The organism is Halomicrobium sp. HArcht1-1, from assembly GCF_058933285.1.
Map to the genome: position 1 here is coordinate 2,502,740 of NZ_JBZYDL010000001.1, position 14,539 is coordinate 2,517,278.

The 14,539-nt window shown below is 66.4% G+C and carries 21 protein-coding genes; 7 read left to right on the forward strand and 14 right to left on the reverse strand.

Going from position 1 to position 14,539, the window contains the following annotated elements; genetic code table 11:
• Positions 1 to 88: 88 nt before the first annotated feature.
• Together AC5FRZ_RS13125 and AC5FRZ_RS13130 are read left to right on the forward strand one after the other, a co-directional pair.
• The gene (locus tag AC5FRZ_RS13125) at positions 89 to 211 is read left to right on the forward strand and encodes a hypothetical protein (RefSeq protein WP_493564801.1); all 123 of its coding nucleotides are present in this window, start codon (positions 89 to 91) and stop codon (positions 209 to 211) included.
• A gap of 4 nt (positions 212 to 215) precedes the next feature.
• Positions 216 to 1,460, forward strand: a complete 1,245-nt coding sequence (locus tag AC5FRZ_RS13130) for an RNA-guided endonuclease InsQ/TnpB family protein (RefSeq protein ID WP_493564802.1) — start codon at positions 216 to 218, stop codon at positions 1,458 to 1,460.
• Between the two features lie 188 nt (positions 1,461 to 1,648).
• Here the strand turns inward: AC5FRZ_RS13130 and AC5FRZ_RS13135 are convergent, their stop codons facing one another.
• Positions 1,649 to 2,116: a bifunctional nuclease family protein gene (locus tag AC5FRZ_RS13135; RefSeq protein WP_153554213.1), complete on the reverse strand. Its 468-nt coding sequence runs from the start codon at positions 2,114 to 2,116 to the stop codon at positions 1,649 to 1,651.
• 88 nt (positions 2,117 to 2,204) lie between these two features.
• On the opposite strand from AC5FRZ_RS13135, the gene AC5FRZ_RS13140 reads away from it, so the two are divergent.
• The 3 genes from AC5FRZ_RS13140 (at position 2,205) to AC5FRZ_RS13150 (ending at position 3,480) form a co-directional block, all read left to right on the forward strand.
• The gene (locus AC5FRZ_RS13140) at positions 2,205 to 2,498 is read left to right on the forward strand and encodes a DUF8081 domain-containing protein (RefSeq protein ID WP_493564803.1); all 294 of its coding nucleotides are present in this window, start codon (positions 2,205 to 2,207) and stop codon (positions 2,496 to 2,498) included.
• Positions 2,499 to 2,616: 118 nt separating this feature from the next.
• The gene (locus tag AC5FRZ_RS13145; protein ID WP_493564804.1) at positions 2,617 to 3,156 is read left to right on the forward strand and encodes a hypothetical protein; all 540 of its coding nucleotides are present in this window, start codon (positions 2,617 to 2,619) and stop codon (positions 3,154 to 3,156) included.
• Positions 3,157 to 3,222: 66 nt separating this feature from the next.
• Positions 3,223 to 3,480 (forward strand): DUF8142 family protein, encoded by a 258-nt coding sequence (locus tag AC5FRZ_RS13150; protein ID WP_170095190.1) that lies wholly within the window; start codon positions 3,223 to 3,225, stop codon positions 3,478 to 3,480.
• A gap of 4 nt (positions 3,481 to 3,484) precedes the next feature.
• Here AC5FRZ_RS13150 and AC5FRZ_RS13155 read toward each other — a convergent pair whose 3' ends face one another.
• From AC5FRZ_RS13155 to AC5FRZ_RS13190, 8 genes are all read right to left on the reverse strand, one after another.
• A complete protein-coding gene (locus AC5FRZ_RS13155) occupies positions 3,485 to 3,748 on the reverse strand; it encodes a DUF3194 domain-containing protein (RefSeq protein ID WP_153554216.1) in 264 nt (87 codons plus the stop codon).
• Positions 3,749 to 4,141, reverse strand: coding sequence for a prefoldin subunit beta (locus tag AC5FRZ_RS13160; protein WP_012807552.1), 393 nt, complete (start codon positions 4,139 to 4,141; stop codon positions 3,749 to 3,751). It lies immediately after the preceding gene.
• A 73-nt stretch (positions 4,142 to 4,214) separates the two neighbouring features.
• On the reverse strand, positions 4,215 to 4,979 hold the full coding sequence (locus AC5FRZ_RS13165; protein ID WP_493564805.1) for an aldo/keto reductase: 765 nt from the start codon (positions 4,977 to 4,979) through the stop codon (positions 4,215 to 4,217).
• Between the two features lie 39 nt (positions 4,980 to 5,018).
• Entirely contained in the window at positions 5,019 to 5,411 is a 393-nt protein-coding gene (locus AC5FRZ_RS13170) for a DUF7344 domain-containing protein (protein WP_170095192.1), read from the reverse strand.
• Between the two features lie 106 nt (positions 5,412 to 5,517).
• On the reverse strand, positions 5,518 to 7,863 hold the full coding sequence (locus AC5FRZ_RS13175; RefSeq protein WP_493564806.1) for a bacterio-opsin activator domain-containing protein: 2,346 nt from the start codon (positions 7,861 to 7,863) through the stop codon (positions 5,518 to 5,520).
• A gap of 121 nt (positions 7,864 to 7,984) precedes the next feature.
• Positions 7,985 to 8,230, reverse strand: coding sequence for a KEOPS complex subunit Pcc1 (locus AC5FRZ_RS13180; RefSeq protein WP_493564807.1), 246 nt, complete (start codon positions 8,228 to 8,230; stop codon positions 7,985 to 7,987).
• Between the two features lies 1 nt (position 8,231).
• The gene (locus AC5FRZ_RS13185; RefSeq protein ID WP_012807557.1) at positions 8,232 to 8,366 is read right to left on the reverse strand and encodes a DNA-directed RNA polymerase subunit P; all 135 of its coding nucleotides are present in this window, start codon (positions 8,364 to 8,366) and stop codon (positions 8,232 to 8,234) included.
• Complete coding sequence (locus AC5FRZ_RS13190; RefSeq protein WP_049940679.1) at positions 8,366 to 8,647, reverse strand: 50S ribosomal protein L37ae; 282 nt, start codon at positions 8,645 to 8,647, stop codon at positions 8,366 to 8,368. The genes AC5FRZ_RS13185 and AC5FRZ_RS13190 overlap by 1 nt, the downstream gene beginning before the upstream one ends.
• Before the next feature lie 218 nt (positions 8,648 to 8,865).
• Here AC5FRZ_RS13190 and AC5FRZ_RS13195 point away from each other — a divergent pair, with 218 nt between their 5' ends.
• A complete protein-coding gene (locus tag AC5FRZ_RS13195; RefSeq protein WP_493564808.1) occupies positions 8,866 to 9,612 on the forward strand; it encodes a TMEM165/GDT1 family protein in 747 nt (248 codons plus the stop codon).
• On the opposite strand, the gene AC5FRZ_RS13200 is transcribed toward AC5FRZ_RS13195, so the two are convergent.
• The 5 genes from AC5FRZ_RS13200 to pth2 form a co-directional block, all read right to left on the reverse strand.
• The gene (locus AC5FRZ_RS13200) at positions 9,609 to 10,331 is read right to left on the reverse strand and encodes a DUF2103 domain-containing protein (protein ID WP_153554224.1); all 723 of its coding nucleotides are present in this window, start codon (positions 10,329 to 10,331) and stop codon (positions 9,609 to 9,611) included. The two genes, AC5FRZ_RS13195 and AC5FRZ_RS13200, sit on opposite strands and share 4 nt — an antisense overlap.
• 78 nt (positions 10,332 to 10,409) lie before the next feature.
• The gene (gene truD, locus AC5FRZ_RS13205) at positions 10,410 to 11,756 is read right to left on the reverse strand and encodes a tRNA pseudouridine(13) synthase TruD (RefSeq protein ID WP_493564809.1); all 1,347 of its coding nucleotides are present in this window, start codon (positions 11,754 to 11,756) and stop codon (positions 10,410 to 10,412) included.
• 105 nt (positions 11,757 to 11,861) lie between these two features.
• Positions 11,862 to 12,575, reverse strand: coding sequence for an archaeal proteasome endopeptidase complex subunit beta (gene psmB, locus AC5FRZ_RS13210; RefSeq protein WP_153554226.1), 714 nt, complete (start codon positions 12,573 to 12,575; stop codon positions 11,862 to 11,864).
• A complete protein-coding gene (psmA, locus tag AC5FRZ_RS13215) occupies positions 12,568 to 13,311 on the reverse strand; it encodes an archaeal proteasome endopeptidase complex subunit alpha (RefSeq protein ID WP_153554227.1) in 744 nt (247 codons plus the stop codon). The genes psmB and psmA overlap by 8 nt, the downstream gene beginning before the upstream one ends.
• Before the next feature lie 89 nt (positions 13,312 to 13,400).
• On the reverse strand, positions 13,401 to 13,739 hold the full coding sequence (gene pth2 / locus AC5FRZ_RS13220; protein WP_170095197.1) for a peptidyl-tRNA hydrolase Pth2: 339 nt from the start codon (positions 13,737 to 13,739) through the stop codon (positions 13,401 to 13,403).
• A gap of 147 nt (positions 13,740 to 13,886) precedes the next feature.
• Here pth2 and dcd point away from each other — a divergent pair, with 147 nt between their 5' ends.
• Positions 13,887 to 14,477, forward strand: a complete 591-nt coding sequence (gene dcd / locus AC5FRZ_RS13225; RefSeq protein ID WP_170095198.1) for a dCTP deaminase — start codon at positions 13,887 to 13,889, stop codon at positions 14,475 to 14,477.
• Positions 14,478 to 14,539 lie beyond the last annotated feature (62 nt).

Below are 14,539 nucleotides of genomic sequence, written 5' to 3' on the forward strand. Positions count from 1 at the left end.
TCGTCTATTCGTACACTGTTTTGTTGCCGGCCCACAGGCCAACGTTCACCGAAGTGATTTACGTGTAGCGTGCATAGTGTGCATTGCAGTGAAACGGAAGACAATCACCATTCGGGAGGACCAAGACGAGTGGATTGAGAACCAACACCTCAACCTCTCGTCGTTCATCCGAGAGCAACTGGACGAACTTATCGAGGAACGCAGCGAGTAGAGCAATGTACTACGCCTACAAATACCGTCTCAAGCCGTCCGACACCTACCGCGAGGAGTTGGACCGTCACCGAGACATTTGTCGGCAACTGTACAACCACACGCTCTACCGGCTCAACGAGTACCAAGACGAACACGGCGAACTGCCGTCCATGACCGCGCTACGGTCGGAACTCCCCGACCTCAAGCAGTGGTGGGACGACCTCTCCGACGTGTATTCGAAGGTCCTCCAAACCGTCGTAGAACGGCTGTTCGACAACCTCAAAGGCCTCTCCAAGCTCAAGGAGAACGGCTACGGCGTTGGCCAACTCAAGTGGAAGCCGCCACGGGAGTTCCGCAGTTTCACGTATAATCAGTCTGGCTTCAAGCTCGACAAGAAGGGCGGTCAGGCTGTGCTGTCACTCTCGAAACTCGGAGACATACCGATTCGGCTCCACCGCGCCATCCCCGACGGTGCGAAGCTCAAGCAGGTCACGCTCAAGAAAGAGGCGACAGGTGAGTGGTTCGCCACCTTCGGCGTCCAAATAGACCGCGAACCGTCCGAACCGCCTGAGGACCCCGAGAAGTGCGTCGGCATCGACGTAGGGATTCTCAAGTACGCTCACGACACCGATGGTACGGCTGTCAGATTGCTCAACCTCTCGGACGAACGTGAGCGGTTAGAACGCGAGCAACGGAAGCTCTCGCGCAAACAGCACGGGTCGAACAACTACAAGAAGCAACGACGGCGCGTCGCGGAGTGTCACGCCGACCTCCGGCGCAAGCGCCGCGACTTCTTGCACAAACTCTCGAACTACTACGCTCGGAAGTACGACCTCGTGGCGGTCGAAGACCTGAACGTGAAGGGGATGATGGAGTCGCCCTCGAACAGCCGCAATACGGCGTCGGCGGCGTGGCGGACGTTCCTCTCGTTGCTCCAATATAAGTGCGACCGCGAAGGGACGCAGTTCGTGGCGGTCAACCCGAGAGGGACGACCAAAGAGTGCGCGTCGTGCGGCGTTTCGACCGACAAGCCATTGTGGGTCCGTGAACACTCGTGTCCGTCTTGTGGATTTGAAGCGGACAGGGACGCGAACGCGGCGTGGAATATTCTTTCTCGCGGTCTCGAAGACATAGGAGTGGGACACTCCGAATCAACGCCTGTGGAGACTGCGCTCCCTGTGGATACCACTCAGGTGTCTGCAAAACGCGTCGTGGAAGCAGGAAGCCCCACCCTCAAGGAGCGAACCGCGCAAGCGGTGAGTGAGTAGGGTGGGGTAGTTCACCGAGGCACCGACCAGAGGCCTCGTTACGCGACCGCGGAGCGAAGCGATGCGGGAGCGGGGAGAGCCTGAGCGAAGGGTCTCCGACGCGACCGCGGAACCCAGAGAACTGCGGACAGCCGACTTTCACAGAAGTACCGCGTACGTGCGCCCAGAGAGCAGGACGGAGCGGGTCGTTAGAGCTCGAACTCGCTGTCGTCGTCTTCTTCGGGAGCTTCCTCGAAGGCGTCCGGTGGCTGGCCCGCCTCGTCGACGACCTCGTCGGAGACGATCAGCGGGCAGTCCACGCGCAGCGCGATCGCGATCCCGTCGGAGGGGCGGGCGTCGAACACCATCTCTTTGCGTCGGTCGTCGAGGTACTGCTCGGTGTCGATCTTGGCGTAGAACGTGCCGTCGGCCAGATCGTCGATCCGGACGCGGTCGATCGCCGCACCGAACTCCGCGACCATCTCGACCATGAGGTCGTGGGTCAACGGCCGCTCGAACGGTTCGCCTTCGAGCGCCAGCTGCATCGACTGGGCCTGATCGGAGCTGACGAAGATGGGGACGACCTCGTCACGGGCGCGCAGGAGAACGACCGGCGCACCGGGACCTTCCTCACCGACGCCGATGCCGACGCCTTCCACCGTGGCCTCGTGTTCCATGGCCGACGGTTCGGTGCGGAGGTATGAAAAGCTGTGCAGTGGGCCACACCAGCGAGGCGTTGAGGGACGTGGCGACGAAAGCCGAGTCGTGACCGACGCGTACCGAGTCGCGATCAAGCCCTCCGCCTGGCAGCGCTCGCGGGCGGTCGGCGAGTGGGTGAACCGCGAAGGCGCTCGGCGTCGTTTCGCGTCGAAGGCGCTGGCCCGGGAGTGGGCCAGGGCGTGCTCGGGACACGGCGTCCACCTGTGGGTGCAAGACGTGCCGGACCGCGAGAATCGGCCGATCGACGGCTACCTCGTCGGCGGCGCGCGCGGGACCGACCGCGCTACCGACGGGGCGAGACAGCAGTCGCTCGCCGAGCAGACCGACAATCCCGATTAATGCGAGTTAATCCGGAGCGTGAAACCGGTTGAAGCGGCTTAATTCGACAGAATTCGGCAGTAGCGCGTCCCCCCTTCAAGTCCCATCGGCGGCGTAGGTGTGCCTGGAGACAACGACGATGCAACTCAAGACAATCGCCACGCTGGTGCTGGCCGTCGCCCTCGTCACGGGCTCGGCGGCAGCACTGCCCGGCAACGCACCTGCACAGGCCGACGACCACGCGAACGACGCCGACACCGTGGACGCGAACGCCGACCGCGACACGGACTCCGCCGAGAGCGACGACGCCGACAGTGGGGCGAACGAATCTGCCGACGCCGACCGCGGCCCGCCCGCCGACGTGCCCGGTGACGAACGACGCGGTCCGCCCGCGGACATGCCCGCACAGGTCCCCGACTTCGTCGGTGAGATTCACTCGCTGATCGGCCAGCACAGTGATGGGACGCTGGACGGCTCGCTGGGCGAGCGGATCAGCGACGTGACGCCGGACGACGAGAGCGACGACGCGGGAGCGGACGCGAGCGACACCGACGACGCCGAAAACGACGACGCAGACACGGACGACGAATCCGCAACTGAAGACACGGACAGCGACGACGAGTCTGCGACGACCACCGACGACGGAGACAGCGACGAGCAGACCGAAACGGACGCGTAAGCCGCCCGTCCCCGCTGACGCCGACCGAGCGCGACGTTTTTTACCACAGCGACCCTCGATCTGGATATGGTAGAGTCTTCCGACCGCATCGACACGAGCGACCTGCGTGACGGCCTCGAACTGAACCGCTGGCAGGCGATCAAGGCCGTCACTCCGTTCCTGTTGCTCGGACTGGCGGATCTCGTCCTGTTGCTCCAGTGGGGGCTCGACCCCCTCTGGGGGTTCATGATCCTGCCGCCGATCCTCTTCATCAGCGTGCTGGCCTGGATCGCGTTCCGGACCGGCTTCACCAAGGAACGGACACAGACGGCGGCAAAAGAGTAGCCCGCTACGACGAGAACAGGTCGTCGACGGCGGCCTGGGCCGCGAGCGCCGCGTCGTCTGCGACCTGCGCTTCGTCGTGGCGTCCGTCGGGGGCGTTCACGTAGACGTCGACGTCGAGGACGCCGTCCTCGAACGAGACGGTCACGTCGAGATCCTCGACGGTGCCGGTGTCGTAGCGCGAGAAGACGACATCTTCGGCAGCCGTCGCGGCGGTTTCGACGACCGTCTCGTCGGTGGGGTCGTCACTGTGCGACTGATCGGTCGACATTTACGCGCCGCCAGCGCCGCCCGGACCGGGTGCGCCGCCGGGACCGCCACCGCCGCCCAGCATCTGCTGGAGCTCGCTCTGGAGGTCCTCGAACTGCTCTCGGACGCGCTCTTCCTGCTTTTCGAGGGTCTCCGTGCGGATCTCCAGTTCGTCGACCTTCTCTTCGAGGTCCTCGACGGCCTCGGCGTAGTCGGTCTTGACGAGCAGTTCGCCGACCTCGCGGTACATCGTCGAGTCCTCGTCGATGTCGTCGAGCTCGTCGAGCGCCGTCTGGGACTCCTGGAGCTGTGTCTCGGCCTGCTGCTTCTGGGCTGCGACCTGCTGTGCGGTCTCCTGAAGGTCCTGTAGCTCTTCGAGTTTCTCTTGTGCTTCCGGCGGCAGATTACCCTGCATACCCACCACCTCGGGTGCCGCACTGAAAAACCATTGCTTTCGATGCAGGCGTGTCGAATCCCGGGCCGGCTCGTTACTCTGGGTACAGTTCGACGCGTTCGTCGATACCCTCGATGCGGGCCACGTCGGCCTCGTCGAGCGTGAGGTCGGTCGCGGCGAGGTTCGCTCGCAGGTGGGCCGGCGAGGAGGCCTTGGGGATCGTCACGACGTTGTCGTGATCGCACAGCCACGCGATCGCGACGGTGGCTGGCGAGGAGTTGTACTTGTCAGCGATGTCTTCGAGGACCGGATCGTCGAAGACTTTCCCGCCGGCCAGGGGCGAGTACGCGACGAGCGGGTAGTCGTGTTCCTGGGCGTCGGCCAGGAGTTCGTCCTGCCGGAAGTAGGGGTGGAACTCGACCTGGTGGGCCGCGATCGGGGCGTCGAGGTGCGTTCGCGCCGTCCGCAGCTGATCGGGCTCGAAGTTCGAGAGCGCGACGGCCCGCGTCAGGCCCGCGTCGGCGACCGCGTCGAGCGCCGACAGCGTGCTCGCCGGCTCGTAGTCACCGCGCGGGCGGTGGACGTAGAGGAGATCGACGGCGTCCAGACCGAGCCGGTCGAGGCTCGCCTCGGTGCCGGGACGCACGTCGTCGGCGGCAAGATGGTCGATCCACAGCTTCGTCGCGACCGTCAGGTCGTCCCGATCGACCGGGCTGGCCGCGATGGCGTCGCCGACCGTGGCCTCGTTCTCGTAGATCTGTGCCGTATCGAGGTGGCGGTACCCCAGTTCGATGGCGCGCGTGAGCGGCTCGGTCTCGTCGATACCCATCGTCCCGAGGCCGACGGCTGGCAGGTCCATACGGCCACTACCGAACGGGACAACTAGTGTCTGGCGGTGCTATCGGAGGACTTCGTCGACGTGTTCGGCCCACTTCTCGACGGTCGGCTGGCCCCAGTAGCGGACCGATTCGCTCCGGCGGTCGAAGTCGAGCACGCCCTTCTCGTCGAGTCGCGGGAGGTGGACCTCCACCAGGTCCGTCCGGACGGCAGACACCGATCCAACCTCGAGACAGTCACGACCCATGCCGCGCTGTGTGACCGCCGTGGCGAGGGTCTCGACCGTCGCCGACGACGCCTCGGTGTCGGCGAAGTACAGAACGATCGCCCGCCGACGCCAGTCTGCGAGCAGTTCGAACACGTCGTCGATCATCGGCACGGTGAGACCGCGATCGCGGGGCGTCATCCCACGCCACTCGTCGCTGTCGGGTTCCCCAGTGGGCTGGTTGGTCATGGGTCAAGCACTCGGTTGTAACACCCCCAGGTAGCAATAACTAGCCGCCTAGGTGGCTAGGCTATCGTTCGGCCAACAGGACCGGTCACAGTCCGGTGACACGAGATCACCGGTCGAGCACCCCAGCGAGGAGGTTCCGCTCTGCCCGGCGGAGGTGCTCGTGGAGTGTCGGCGAGGCGATGCTCAGCGAGTCCGCGAGCTCCTCGGCGGTCGTCTCGCGAGGCCAGTCGTAGTACCCCGAGAGGTACGCCGCCCGGAGGACCTCTCGCTGGCGATCGGTCAGCGGCGACAGCGGCGACCGCTGGCCGTCGCTCTCGGGCTGGGTCCGCTTGCGCTTGGAGACGAGCGTTACGTCCGGGAACCACCGTTCGACGACGGTCTGGACCGACCGAAGGTCCGCGTCGTCGGTCGTCTCGACGACGAGGCGAGCACCACCGGGATCGATCTCGGTCTCGACGAGACGGGCACCCACCTCTGCGAGTTCTGTTCCCAGCGACGACGACCCGTGGAGTTCGACGAGAGAGTCCCCGTCGGTCCGGGTCACCGCCGCGTCCTCGACGACCTCGGACTCGCGGACCGTGTCGACCACCGTACTGGGGGCGGCTCCGTCGACCCGGAGGTACTGTACCACGCCGTCGCTGGTCTCGACGACGCCGGCCGTTTCGAGCGTACAGTCACAGCCCCGCGCGATCCGGGCGAGACAGGCGTCGTCGCTGTCGGAGCGAAACGCCAGCCTGAGCGGGGCTTCGTGCTGGAGTAGCCGCTTGTTCTGGATTGCCGTGAGGGCGAGCCCGATCGTCTCCCCGAGGACGGCGAAGCTGCGTGCGATGCGCTCGCTGAACGCCTCCGGTTCGGTCGCGTACACGGCGAGGATGCCGTGGGTCGTCTCGCCGTGACGGAGCGGGGCGACGATCACCGCCTCGAAGCCGGCAGCCAGTGCTCGCTCTCGCCAGGGCGAAAACGCCGCCAGGGATCGCGTGTCCGAGACGACCTGTACCTCGCCGGTGCGATAGGCACGACTGACCGGACCGGCGTCTGCCCCACCGTCGTCGGCGCGGAGCTCGATCTCGTCGAGGTGTTCGGTCCACGCACCGGCGCTAGTTAGCGGAGCGATCACGTCGTCGCCACCGCGGCGCTCGCCGATCCACGCCAGTCCGTAGCGACCGGACTCGACCAGCCGATCACAGACGGTCTGCTGGAGTTCGGTGGTGCTGGCAGCGGTGCCCAGCGAGCCGATAATGTCCTGTACCAGTGCGTTCGTCCGGCTCAGCGTGGAGAGCTCGTCACGCTGGGACTCGATCTGGCGGGTCCGCTCGCGTCGTTCGGTCACGTCGCGTGCGACGCCCATCAGACCGCCGTACGTGTCCCCGCCGGTCGACAGGAGCGTGTAGTGGATCGACAGCTCGCGGTGCTGGCCGTCGCGGGTCCGGAAGGTCATGTCGACTTCCGCGCCCTCGGTGTCGGAGTCGTCCAGCAGCGACTGGACGGTGCGCTGACCGGCCTCCAGTTCGCCGGGAGCGAGTATCTCGGAAGCGTGCATCCCGATCAGGTCACCGCGTTCGTAGCCCAGCATCGCCGCGAACGACTCGTTACAGAAGTCGACGACACCGTTGTGGTCGAGCGTGTACAGGCCGTCCCGCGCCTGTTCGACCAGCAACGCGAGCAGTCGCCGCCGCGTCTCGCGACGGACGCGGTCCGTGATGTCCTCGAACTGCTCGATCGTGATGCCGTCCCCCACACTCGCGAGGCGGTGTCGCTGGTGGACGTAGTAGCGGGTGCCGGTGGGGGTGGGAACCACGACCGAGTGATTTTCGACCGGGCCATCGCGAGCGCCGACTTCGCGGCGGCCACCGTCGTCGGGCTCTCCGGAGACGATCGCGTCCAGTCGCGCGTAGAAGCCTTCCGTTTCCGGGATCGAGCGCTCGATCCGATCGACGGGAAAGAGCGCTTCGAAGCTGTGGTTCGACCAGCACAGGCGGCCGTCGTCGTCGACGACGAACAGCGCGCTAGCTTCGGTCACCTCCCGACAGATCGTCGAGAGAGCACTCGCGCGCGCGGCTTCGAAGGCGTCGGGGAACTGTCCGACGAGCGTCTCGATCTTCTCTGCGAGGAGAGACGGCGCGTCCACGGTCTCCCGTTCGACGATCGTCTCGACTCGGCGTGTCGTCTCCGCTGGGATCGTCGCCGGGTCCACGCTCGCGTACAACACCGACGGACAGTCGACCGCATCGAGGAGCGCGCTGCGTCGGTCCGCCGCGACACCGTCGGTCAAGACGAGTCCGTCCCACGACTCGGACTCGGCGGCCGTGACCGCCTCGACACCGGTCTCGTGGTGCAGGCGACAGCCGAGGCGATCGGCGAGTCGGTCGGCGACGCTGTCGGTCGGCGTGTCGACGTAGAGCACCCGCTCCCCGTCGCTCGTCTCCGATTCGGACCCGTTTTCGCCGGTCATAGTGCCCACCCCGCTGTGATTATCTCAGTGAATACCTTCGACTGTATTCACATAATCATTTCGACAAACCATCGACTAGCGCAAGTACCGAGCGGAGCGACAGTCGCAGTGACTGGCGGCGCTACGGGACGGTGCCGGCGGTCCGTTCGGCGACGGCGACGAGGGTCGCCCAGGTGTTACAGCCGGCACGGAGCGCCACGAGGTCGGCGGCGGTGATCTCGACGACGACCGCCGCCGCGTCCCGCCGGAGCGTGGCGGTCGTCCGCTCCCCGCCGATCTCGCCGATCTCCGGGCGGACGCTGCGTGCGACGCGGCGTGCCTGCTGGTCGTCGTCGTACTCGAAAGAGAGAACGGCTTCGTGATCCACGCTACTTGACGTCGACTTCCTTGACGTCGCGCGACCGCTCTTTCAGCAGCACTCGGTGACCGCAGTACGGACAGCGAACGCCGCCGTACTCGTCGAGCGTCACGTCACGCTTACAGCGGGAACACTTGTAGCTCATTACTCGTCCTCGTCTTCGGCGAGCGCAGCGCGGATCGAACGGGTGACGGTCTTCCCACCGGGGGTCTCCGGACGGTACGTGCCGCCAGTGTACTTGTAGCCACAGTAGCTACACTCCCAGATGCCAGTTCCCTTGCGGTCGACGCGGTCTTTGCCACATTCGGGACAGGCGTGGTCGTCTCGCATGTCGTCTTCGATCTCGGCGACGCGGCGGCGGGCGACCCGGCCGTACCGTGCGCCGAAGCGACCGGCACTTCCGGTTCGTCCCTTGTCTTTGGCCATAGTATCGTACTGTCGGCCCAGGACTTTCATAAACCTGTTGAGTTTGGACCGGCCGCCGGGACCCGGACTGCCCACTGGCGACCGCCCAGATCCGACCGAGCCGTCGATCGACATCCCGTTCGACACGCCACGCTTATTTATTAGACCCATCTAATACTACGCGACTGACTCATGTTCGTCCACGCGGAGCTACCGAACGTCCACCGTGAGGTGAGACCGTGACTGGATTCGTCGAGATCGTCGCGGTCGCGATGATCGCGCAGTTGAGCGTGTTGCCCGGTGAGAAAGTCCAGTTCATCATCGCCGGCCTCTCGACGAAGTACAACCCACTGGTCGTCGTCGCGGCGGCCGGGAGTGCCTTCGCCGGCTGGACGGCCTTGGAGATCGCCTTCGGAGCGGCCATCCAGGCAGCGCTGCCGGGCGTCTACCTCGATGCCTTCACCGCCGGAATGTTCCTCCTGTTTGCCGTCCTGCTCTACCGATCCGCCCCGGCGACGGGAACCCAGCCGGACCCGGCGACGATCGCCGACGGTGACGGGGCTGGGGCCGACCACCGGACCGACGGCGGGACCGCGACCGTCGACCTGCCCGACGTGGTCACGCTCGCGGGCCGTGATTTCACCGTCCCCGACCGCTTCGGGAGTTTCCTCCCCATCTTCCTCCTGATGGCGGCCGGCGAGTTCGGCGACAAGACCCAGCTGATCACGATCACGCTCGCGGCCGAGTACGGTGCGACGGCGGCGATCTGGGCCGGCGAGATGCTGGCAATCATCCCGGTGAGCCTGCTGAACGCCTACTTCTTCTACACCTTCTCGCATCGGTTCGACCTGCGGAAGGCCCACCTCTTCGGAGCGAGCCTGTTCGGCTTCTTCGGGCTGGACACGGTGCTTTCGCTGCTGACCGGATTCTCGATCTGGGAGACCGTCATCGACGCGCTCACGACGGCGCTGCTGGCCGTCGTCTAGTCCTGTAAGTCGGCTTCGGTCAGCGCGTCGTTGAGGTCTGCCCGGACGCGCTCGCCGAGTTCTCGGTCGCCAGCCGTCGTCACGATACGGTTCTCCTGAACGCTGGAGCCGTCCCGGATCAGCAGTCTGACGTTGCCGTGTTCGTCCGCTCGGGTCGCCTTGGCGCGCACGCCGGTCCGCGATCCCGACCCACCGGCGTCGATCGGCCCCGGAATCACCTTCTTGACGTGGGGGTGGCCGGCGACCGTCTGGATCGCTCGCTTGCCGGCCCGGCCGCCCACGAGCGTCGAGTGTGAACCGCCGAGTTTCTCCTCTGGGGCGGCGTCGACGACCTCCAGTGCCGGCTCGCCGCGTCGCTCCAGGACGTGTTCGACCGGCTCGTCGCCGTCGACGCGATAGAAGGGGTAGTGGAGCTGACTGCGGACGGCCCCAACAACGTCGCGGTCGCCGGTGACGTACACCTCCTCTGGCCGTTTGCGACGGACGTCGTCGGCGACGAGCCCGGCGAAGTTGCGCAACTCGACGACGCCGGTCTCGCCGCCCGCTTCCGGCGTCGTCGTGATCGTCCGTGCGGCCACGACCGTCTCGTCGGCGAGTGCGGTGACCGTCGCCCGCTCGCGGTCGAGTTCGAGGACGACCACGTCCGTGTTTGCCGACCGACAGACCAGACAGTAATCGCCCGGTCGGTCGAGTTCGGAGCCACACTGCCGACACGACATACAAGCGTCTCGGGGATACGAACGCAAAAGCGAGGCGGTTCGACCGGGCGACCCGAGCGGCGGGCGGTTCCGGTCCCGTTACAACTGGGCTGGATCGCGCTTCAGGTACTCACGGAGCAGCACCGTCGCGTAGCTGCCTTTCGGCAGCGAGAACGCGAATCGGATCGCGTCCACCTCGCGTCGCTGGACGTCGATCTGGCTCCGGACCTGAACCGCGCGCCGGGTTCCCGACGAGTCGAACTCGCCCGGAAGCGCGAAGTCGGTCGGTTCGAGGCCGGCGTCGGCGAGCACCGCGCGTTCGATCTCGCCCGGTTCGCCCTCTGCTAGCTCCGTCTCGGTCCCGAGCAGCGGTGCGGTGACGAACGCTCGGCCCCGCTCGCAGTGTCGCTCGACGGTGTCGACGCGCTCGGCAGTGACCCGCTGTGTGCGGTCGGTGTCCGGCAGTGGGAGGTCGGCGGGCGCGTCGCCGTCGGCGAAACAGACCACGTCGCCAGCGACGGGGCGGTCGAACGGAAGCCCGCGGTCGAGGCGTTCCGAGAGGATGCGGTTGAACAGGGACGACTGGGCGGCGTTGACGAAGAGCGTCTGGAGGTTCGTCGGCAGCGTCTCCAGCGCGCTCCGGAACGCCGCTGGGGAGGCGTCGTCGGCGTCGGCCAGACTGTGACAGAGCGCCCGCTCGTACCCCAGTGCTCGCGGGAACCGCTCCAGTGCCCCCTCCCAGTCGTGGGTCTCTTGAACGTAGGCCCGTGCCGCCTGTGTCGCCTCGGGCTCGCGCTCGTTGGGGTTCCCGAGGTAGGCCATCACCGCGCCCTCCCAGTCGTTCCGGACGATCGCCAGCCCGACCTCGTGGGTGATCGGGCGCTTGCTGCCAAAGCGTTGCTGGCCGAAGTAGTTCGGCACCGCGACCGTCGGCTCGTCGCCGTCGGCGCTGCCGGCGAACTCGCGCAGTTGCTCGGTGATCGCGTCGACACCTTCCGGGCGGTCCACGTCCCGGACGGTGATCTCGAAGGCGTTGCCGGCGAGGTCACCGAAGAGGACCGGTCGTCCCGCCCGCCCCACGACGTCGATCTCCGCGCCGTCGATCTCGGGCACGTCGGCCGCGTCCGCGTCTGCGATCGAGAACAGCTGGGTCGTCACGGCACGCTTGTCTTTCGTCCCCGCCCACGAGACGCGCTCCCGAGAGATGCCGAGACGATCCGACAGCGCCGACGCGAAGTCGTTGGTGTCCCAGTTGTGTAGCGTCGCGCGCACGACGAGGTGGGCGTACGCGCCGCTGTCGGCGTCGGCGGGTTCGGCCTCGAACGCCTCCAGTTCCCGGACCACGAAGTCCTCGGGCGAGGCACGGAGTCGGCCACCGATGCCGTCGCCGTCGCTGACGTAGTAGCGCATTCCGACGGCCTGCTCGATCGACTGGGCTGGGCGCATGGTCTTGCTGGGTCTCGCCGCGGCGCGCACATAGGGCTAGCGGTGCCACTCCGGGAGACGACGACCGTCCGACGAACAGCGATAAGAGAGAACGAAACGGAGCGCCTACCGCGCGCCCTCGAAGTCGTCGTAGCCGGTGATGTCGACGCCGTCGCCGGTGACCGTGGCGACGTAGACGCCGTTGCCAGAGCCGGTGTCGCGCTCGGTCGCCGCGTACACGGCCTCGACGGCCAGTTCCTCTGCCTCCTCCATCGAGAGGTCGTCGTGGTAGCGGTCTTCGAGCTTCCCGTGGGCGACCTGCATCCCGCTGCCGGTGACGGTGTAGTCGTCTTCCATGACGCCGCCTGCTGGGTCGATGCTGTAGACGTGGCTTCCCTCCTCGTCGACGCCCCCGAGGATGGGGTTGATCGCGAAGAAGGGACCACCGCGGGCGAAGTTGCCCGCCAGCGTCGCCAGCGCGGAGATGCTCATCGGCTCGCCGCGGCGGACCTCGTAGAGGTCGGACTCAGAGCGCAGCGTCCGGATGAACGACTGCGCGCCGCCGACACTGCCCACGAGGGTGAGCGCGGCCGACGGGTGGATCTGCTCGACCTTCTGGACGGACTTGTTCGAGACGAAGCGACCGCCCAGCGACGCTCGCATGTCCGTCGCGATGACGACGCCCTCGTCGGTCGTGATGCCGATGGTCGTCGTGCCGGTCTTCGCGACGGCGTCGCCGTCGCCAGCGTCGGCGTCCATGTCGTCGAACGATGCGAGTTCCGGTTCGTACGGGTTCGCGTCGAGGTTCTTCATACCAGGGAGGTCGGGGAACTTACTCATCGTCATCACCTTCGAGTTCCAGCTCGGTAACTCGTTCGGCGATCTCGTCCTCCGAGAGCGCCGTGAACTGCTCGGACTCGACGTCGATCGTCGCTACGTCGACGCCCGTCGCGTCGAGGCCGTCGTCGCTGACCGATCCAAGCGCTCGCAGCGCCAGCGAGAGCCCGGCTTCGAGGTCCATCTCCTCCTCGTACTCCTCTTCGAGGAACGTCTGGATCTCGTCGCGGTCACCGCCGATCGCGACGGCCTGCCACTCGTAGGGAGTCCCCGACGGGTCGGTCTCGAAGAGGCGCGGTTCGCCGTCCTCGATGCCGCCGACCAGCAGCGCGACGCCGAACGGGCGTGCCCCGCCGGTCTGGGTGTACTGCTGGATGTAGTCGGTGACTTCCTTGGTGAGCGATTCGACGCCGATCTCCTCGCCGTAGCGCAGGTGGTTGACCTGAGCCTGTCGACGCGCCAGGTCGATCAGCTGGCGGGCGTCGGCGACGTGGCCCGCGCTGGCGATGCCGACGTGGTCGTCGGCCTTGTGGATCTTCTCGATGCTGTCACGTTCCAGCAGCGGGGAACGGGCGTGTCGATCGGCGGCCAGCACGACGCCGTCTGCCGTGCGGACCCCGACACTCGCCGTGCCGCGTTTGACTGCTTCGCGTGCGTACTCGACCTGGTAGAGGCGTCCGTCCGGGGAGAAGATAGTGATCCCTCGGTCGTACGCCTGCTGTTGATTTTGTCCTTGCATTGGTTTCGTTCACCTTGGGTAAGGGGCTGCCAGCCATAACCCTTGTGTCACAGACGGCTATTGCCGACAGCGGTGTCGCTCGCTTGGAGTCAGTACAGGGAGAGGTCACCCGTGACTGCGTCGATCCGGTCGTCGGCCGCCGGCCCGACGGCCAGCGCCGTGACGGTGCCCGGATCGAGTTGCGTGTGACCGGCGTCCCTGACGATCGCATTCGGCAGGCCCTTCCGCTCGGCGTCGTCGGCCAGGCGGAACAGCGCATCCTCGCCCGCGGCCGCGAGGACGACCTTCTTCTGACCCTGCCCTTTCCACTCGGACGTGGCCTGTCGATCGGCGTCCTCGTAGGCCATGAGCGAGGCGTGGGCGACCTGGGCCGCCAACTTGCCTTCACCCATCCCGATGTCGGTCCGGGCGACGATGGCCTGCTTCATGCCATTGGGGTGGACCCGGGCAGGTATATGTCTGGTCCCCGCTACGCTTTTCGCCGCCATCTCCACGGGAAACTACCCCACGCGAGCCGAGAGAGCCCCGCGAGCGCGGAACGGAACGTTTTCACGACCGCGCTCGCGAGTACGCGTATGATCCTCTCGGATACGGACATCCTGCGACGGCTCGAAGCCGGCGATCTGGTGATCGAGCCACTCGACGACATCGACCTGCAGGTCCAGCCCGCCAGCGTCGACCTCCGACTGGGTCGGGAGTTCCTGGAATTTCAGCACGCCAACATCCCCTGCATCCACCCAAACAGCGAGCAAGAGACCGAGGAGTACACCGACCGCGTCACGGTCGACGACGGCGACGAGTACATCCTCCACCCCGGCGACTTCGTGCTTGGGACGACCCACGAGCGCGTCGAGATCCCGGCCGACCTGATCGCCCACGTCGAGGGGCGCTCCTCGCTGGGGCGGCTGGCGATCGTCGTCCACGCGACTGCCGGTCTGTGCGATCCGGGCTACGAGGGCCAGATCACCCTCGAGCTGTCGAACCTCGGGACCGCGCCCGTCGCGCTGTCGCCCGGCATGCGGATCTCGCAGCTGACCTTCACCGAGCTGAAGACGCCCGCAGACCGCCCTTACGGCGAGGAACGCGGCTCGAAGTATCAGGGCCAGACCGGACCGCAGGCCTCGAAGATCGAGAAGGATCACGAGTTCGGAGGCGACCAGAAATGACGGCCGTGGCTGTCAGCGGCCTGTCGGCGAGAACTCGGTGCGAGTTCGGAGGCGACCAGAAA

Bases quoted from the DNA above. Each gene is read 5' to 3' on its own strand.
- AC5FRZ_RS13130 (WP_493564802.1), top strand. From the start codon at position 216: ATGTACTACGCCTACAAATACCGTCTCAAGCCGTCCGACACCTACCGC.
- AC5FRZ_RS13135 (WP_153554213.1), bottom strand. From the start codon at position 2,116: ATGGAACACGAGGCCACGGTGGAAGGCGTCGGCATCGGCGTCGGTGAG.
- AC5FRZ_RS13145 (WP_493564804.1), top strand. From the start codon at position 2,617: ATGCAACTCAAGACAATCGCCACGCTGGTGCTGGCCGTCGCCCTCGTC.
- AC5FRZ_RS13150 (WP_170095190.1), top strand. From the start codon at position 3,223: ATGGTAGAGTCTTCCGACCGCATCGACACGAGCGACCTGCGTGACGGC.
- AC5FRZ_RS13155 (WP_153554216.1), bottom strand. From the start codon at position 3,748: ATGTCGACCGATCAGTCGCACAGTGACGACCCCACCGACGAGACGGTC.
- AC5FRZ_RS13160 (WP_012807552.1), bottom strand. From the start codon at position 4,141: ATGCAGGGTAATCTGCCGCCGGAAGCACAAGAGAAACTCGAAGAGCTA.
- AC5FRZ_RS13165 (WP_493564805.1), bottom strand. From the start codon at position 4,979: ATGGACCTGCCAGCCGTCGGCCTCGGGACGATGGGTATCGACGAGACC.
- AC5FRZ_RS13170 (WP_170095192.1), bottom strand. From the start codon at position 5,411: ATGACCAACCAGCCCACTGGGGAACCCGACAGCGACGAGTGGCGTGGG.
- AC5FRZ_RS13175 (WP_493564806.1), bottom strand. From the start codon at position 7,863: ATGACCGGCGAAAACGGGTCCGAATCGGAGACGAGCGACGGGGAGCGG.
- AC5FRZ_RS13185 (WP_012807557.1), bottom strand. From the start codon at position 8,366: ATGAGCTACAAGTGTTCCCGCTGTAAGCGTGACGTGACGCTCGACGAG.
- AC5FRZ_RS13190 (WP_049940679.1), bottom strand. From the start codon at position 8,647: ATGGCCAAAGACAAGGGACGAACCGGAAGTGCCGGTCGCTTCGGCGCA.
- AC5FRZ_RS13200 (WP_153554224.1), bottom strand. From the start codon at position 10,331: ATGTCGTGTCGGCAGTGTGGCTCCGAACTCGACCGACCGGGCGATTAC.
- truD (WP_493564809.1), bottom strand. From the start codon at position 11,756: ATGCGCCCAGCCCAGTCGATCGAGCAGGCCGTCGGAATGCGCTACTAC.
- psmB (WP_153554226.1), bottom strand. From the start codon at position 12,575: ATGAGTAAGTTCCCCGACCTCCCTGGTATGAAGAACCTCGACGCGAAC.
- psmA (WP_153554227.1), bottom strand. From the start codon at position 13,311: ATGCAAGGACAAAATCAACAGCAGGCGTACGACCGAGGGATCACTATC.
- pth2 (WP_170095197.1), bottom strand. From the start codon at position 13,739: ATGAAGCAGGCCATCGTCGCCCGGACCGACATCGGGATGGGTGAAGGC.
- dcd (WP_170095198.1), top strand. From the start codon at position 13,887: ATGATCCTCTCGGATACGGACATCCTGCGACGGCTCGAAGCCGGCGAT.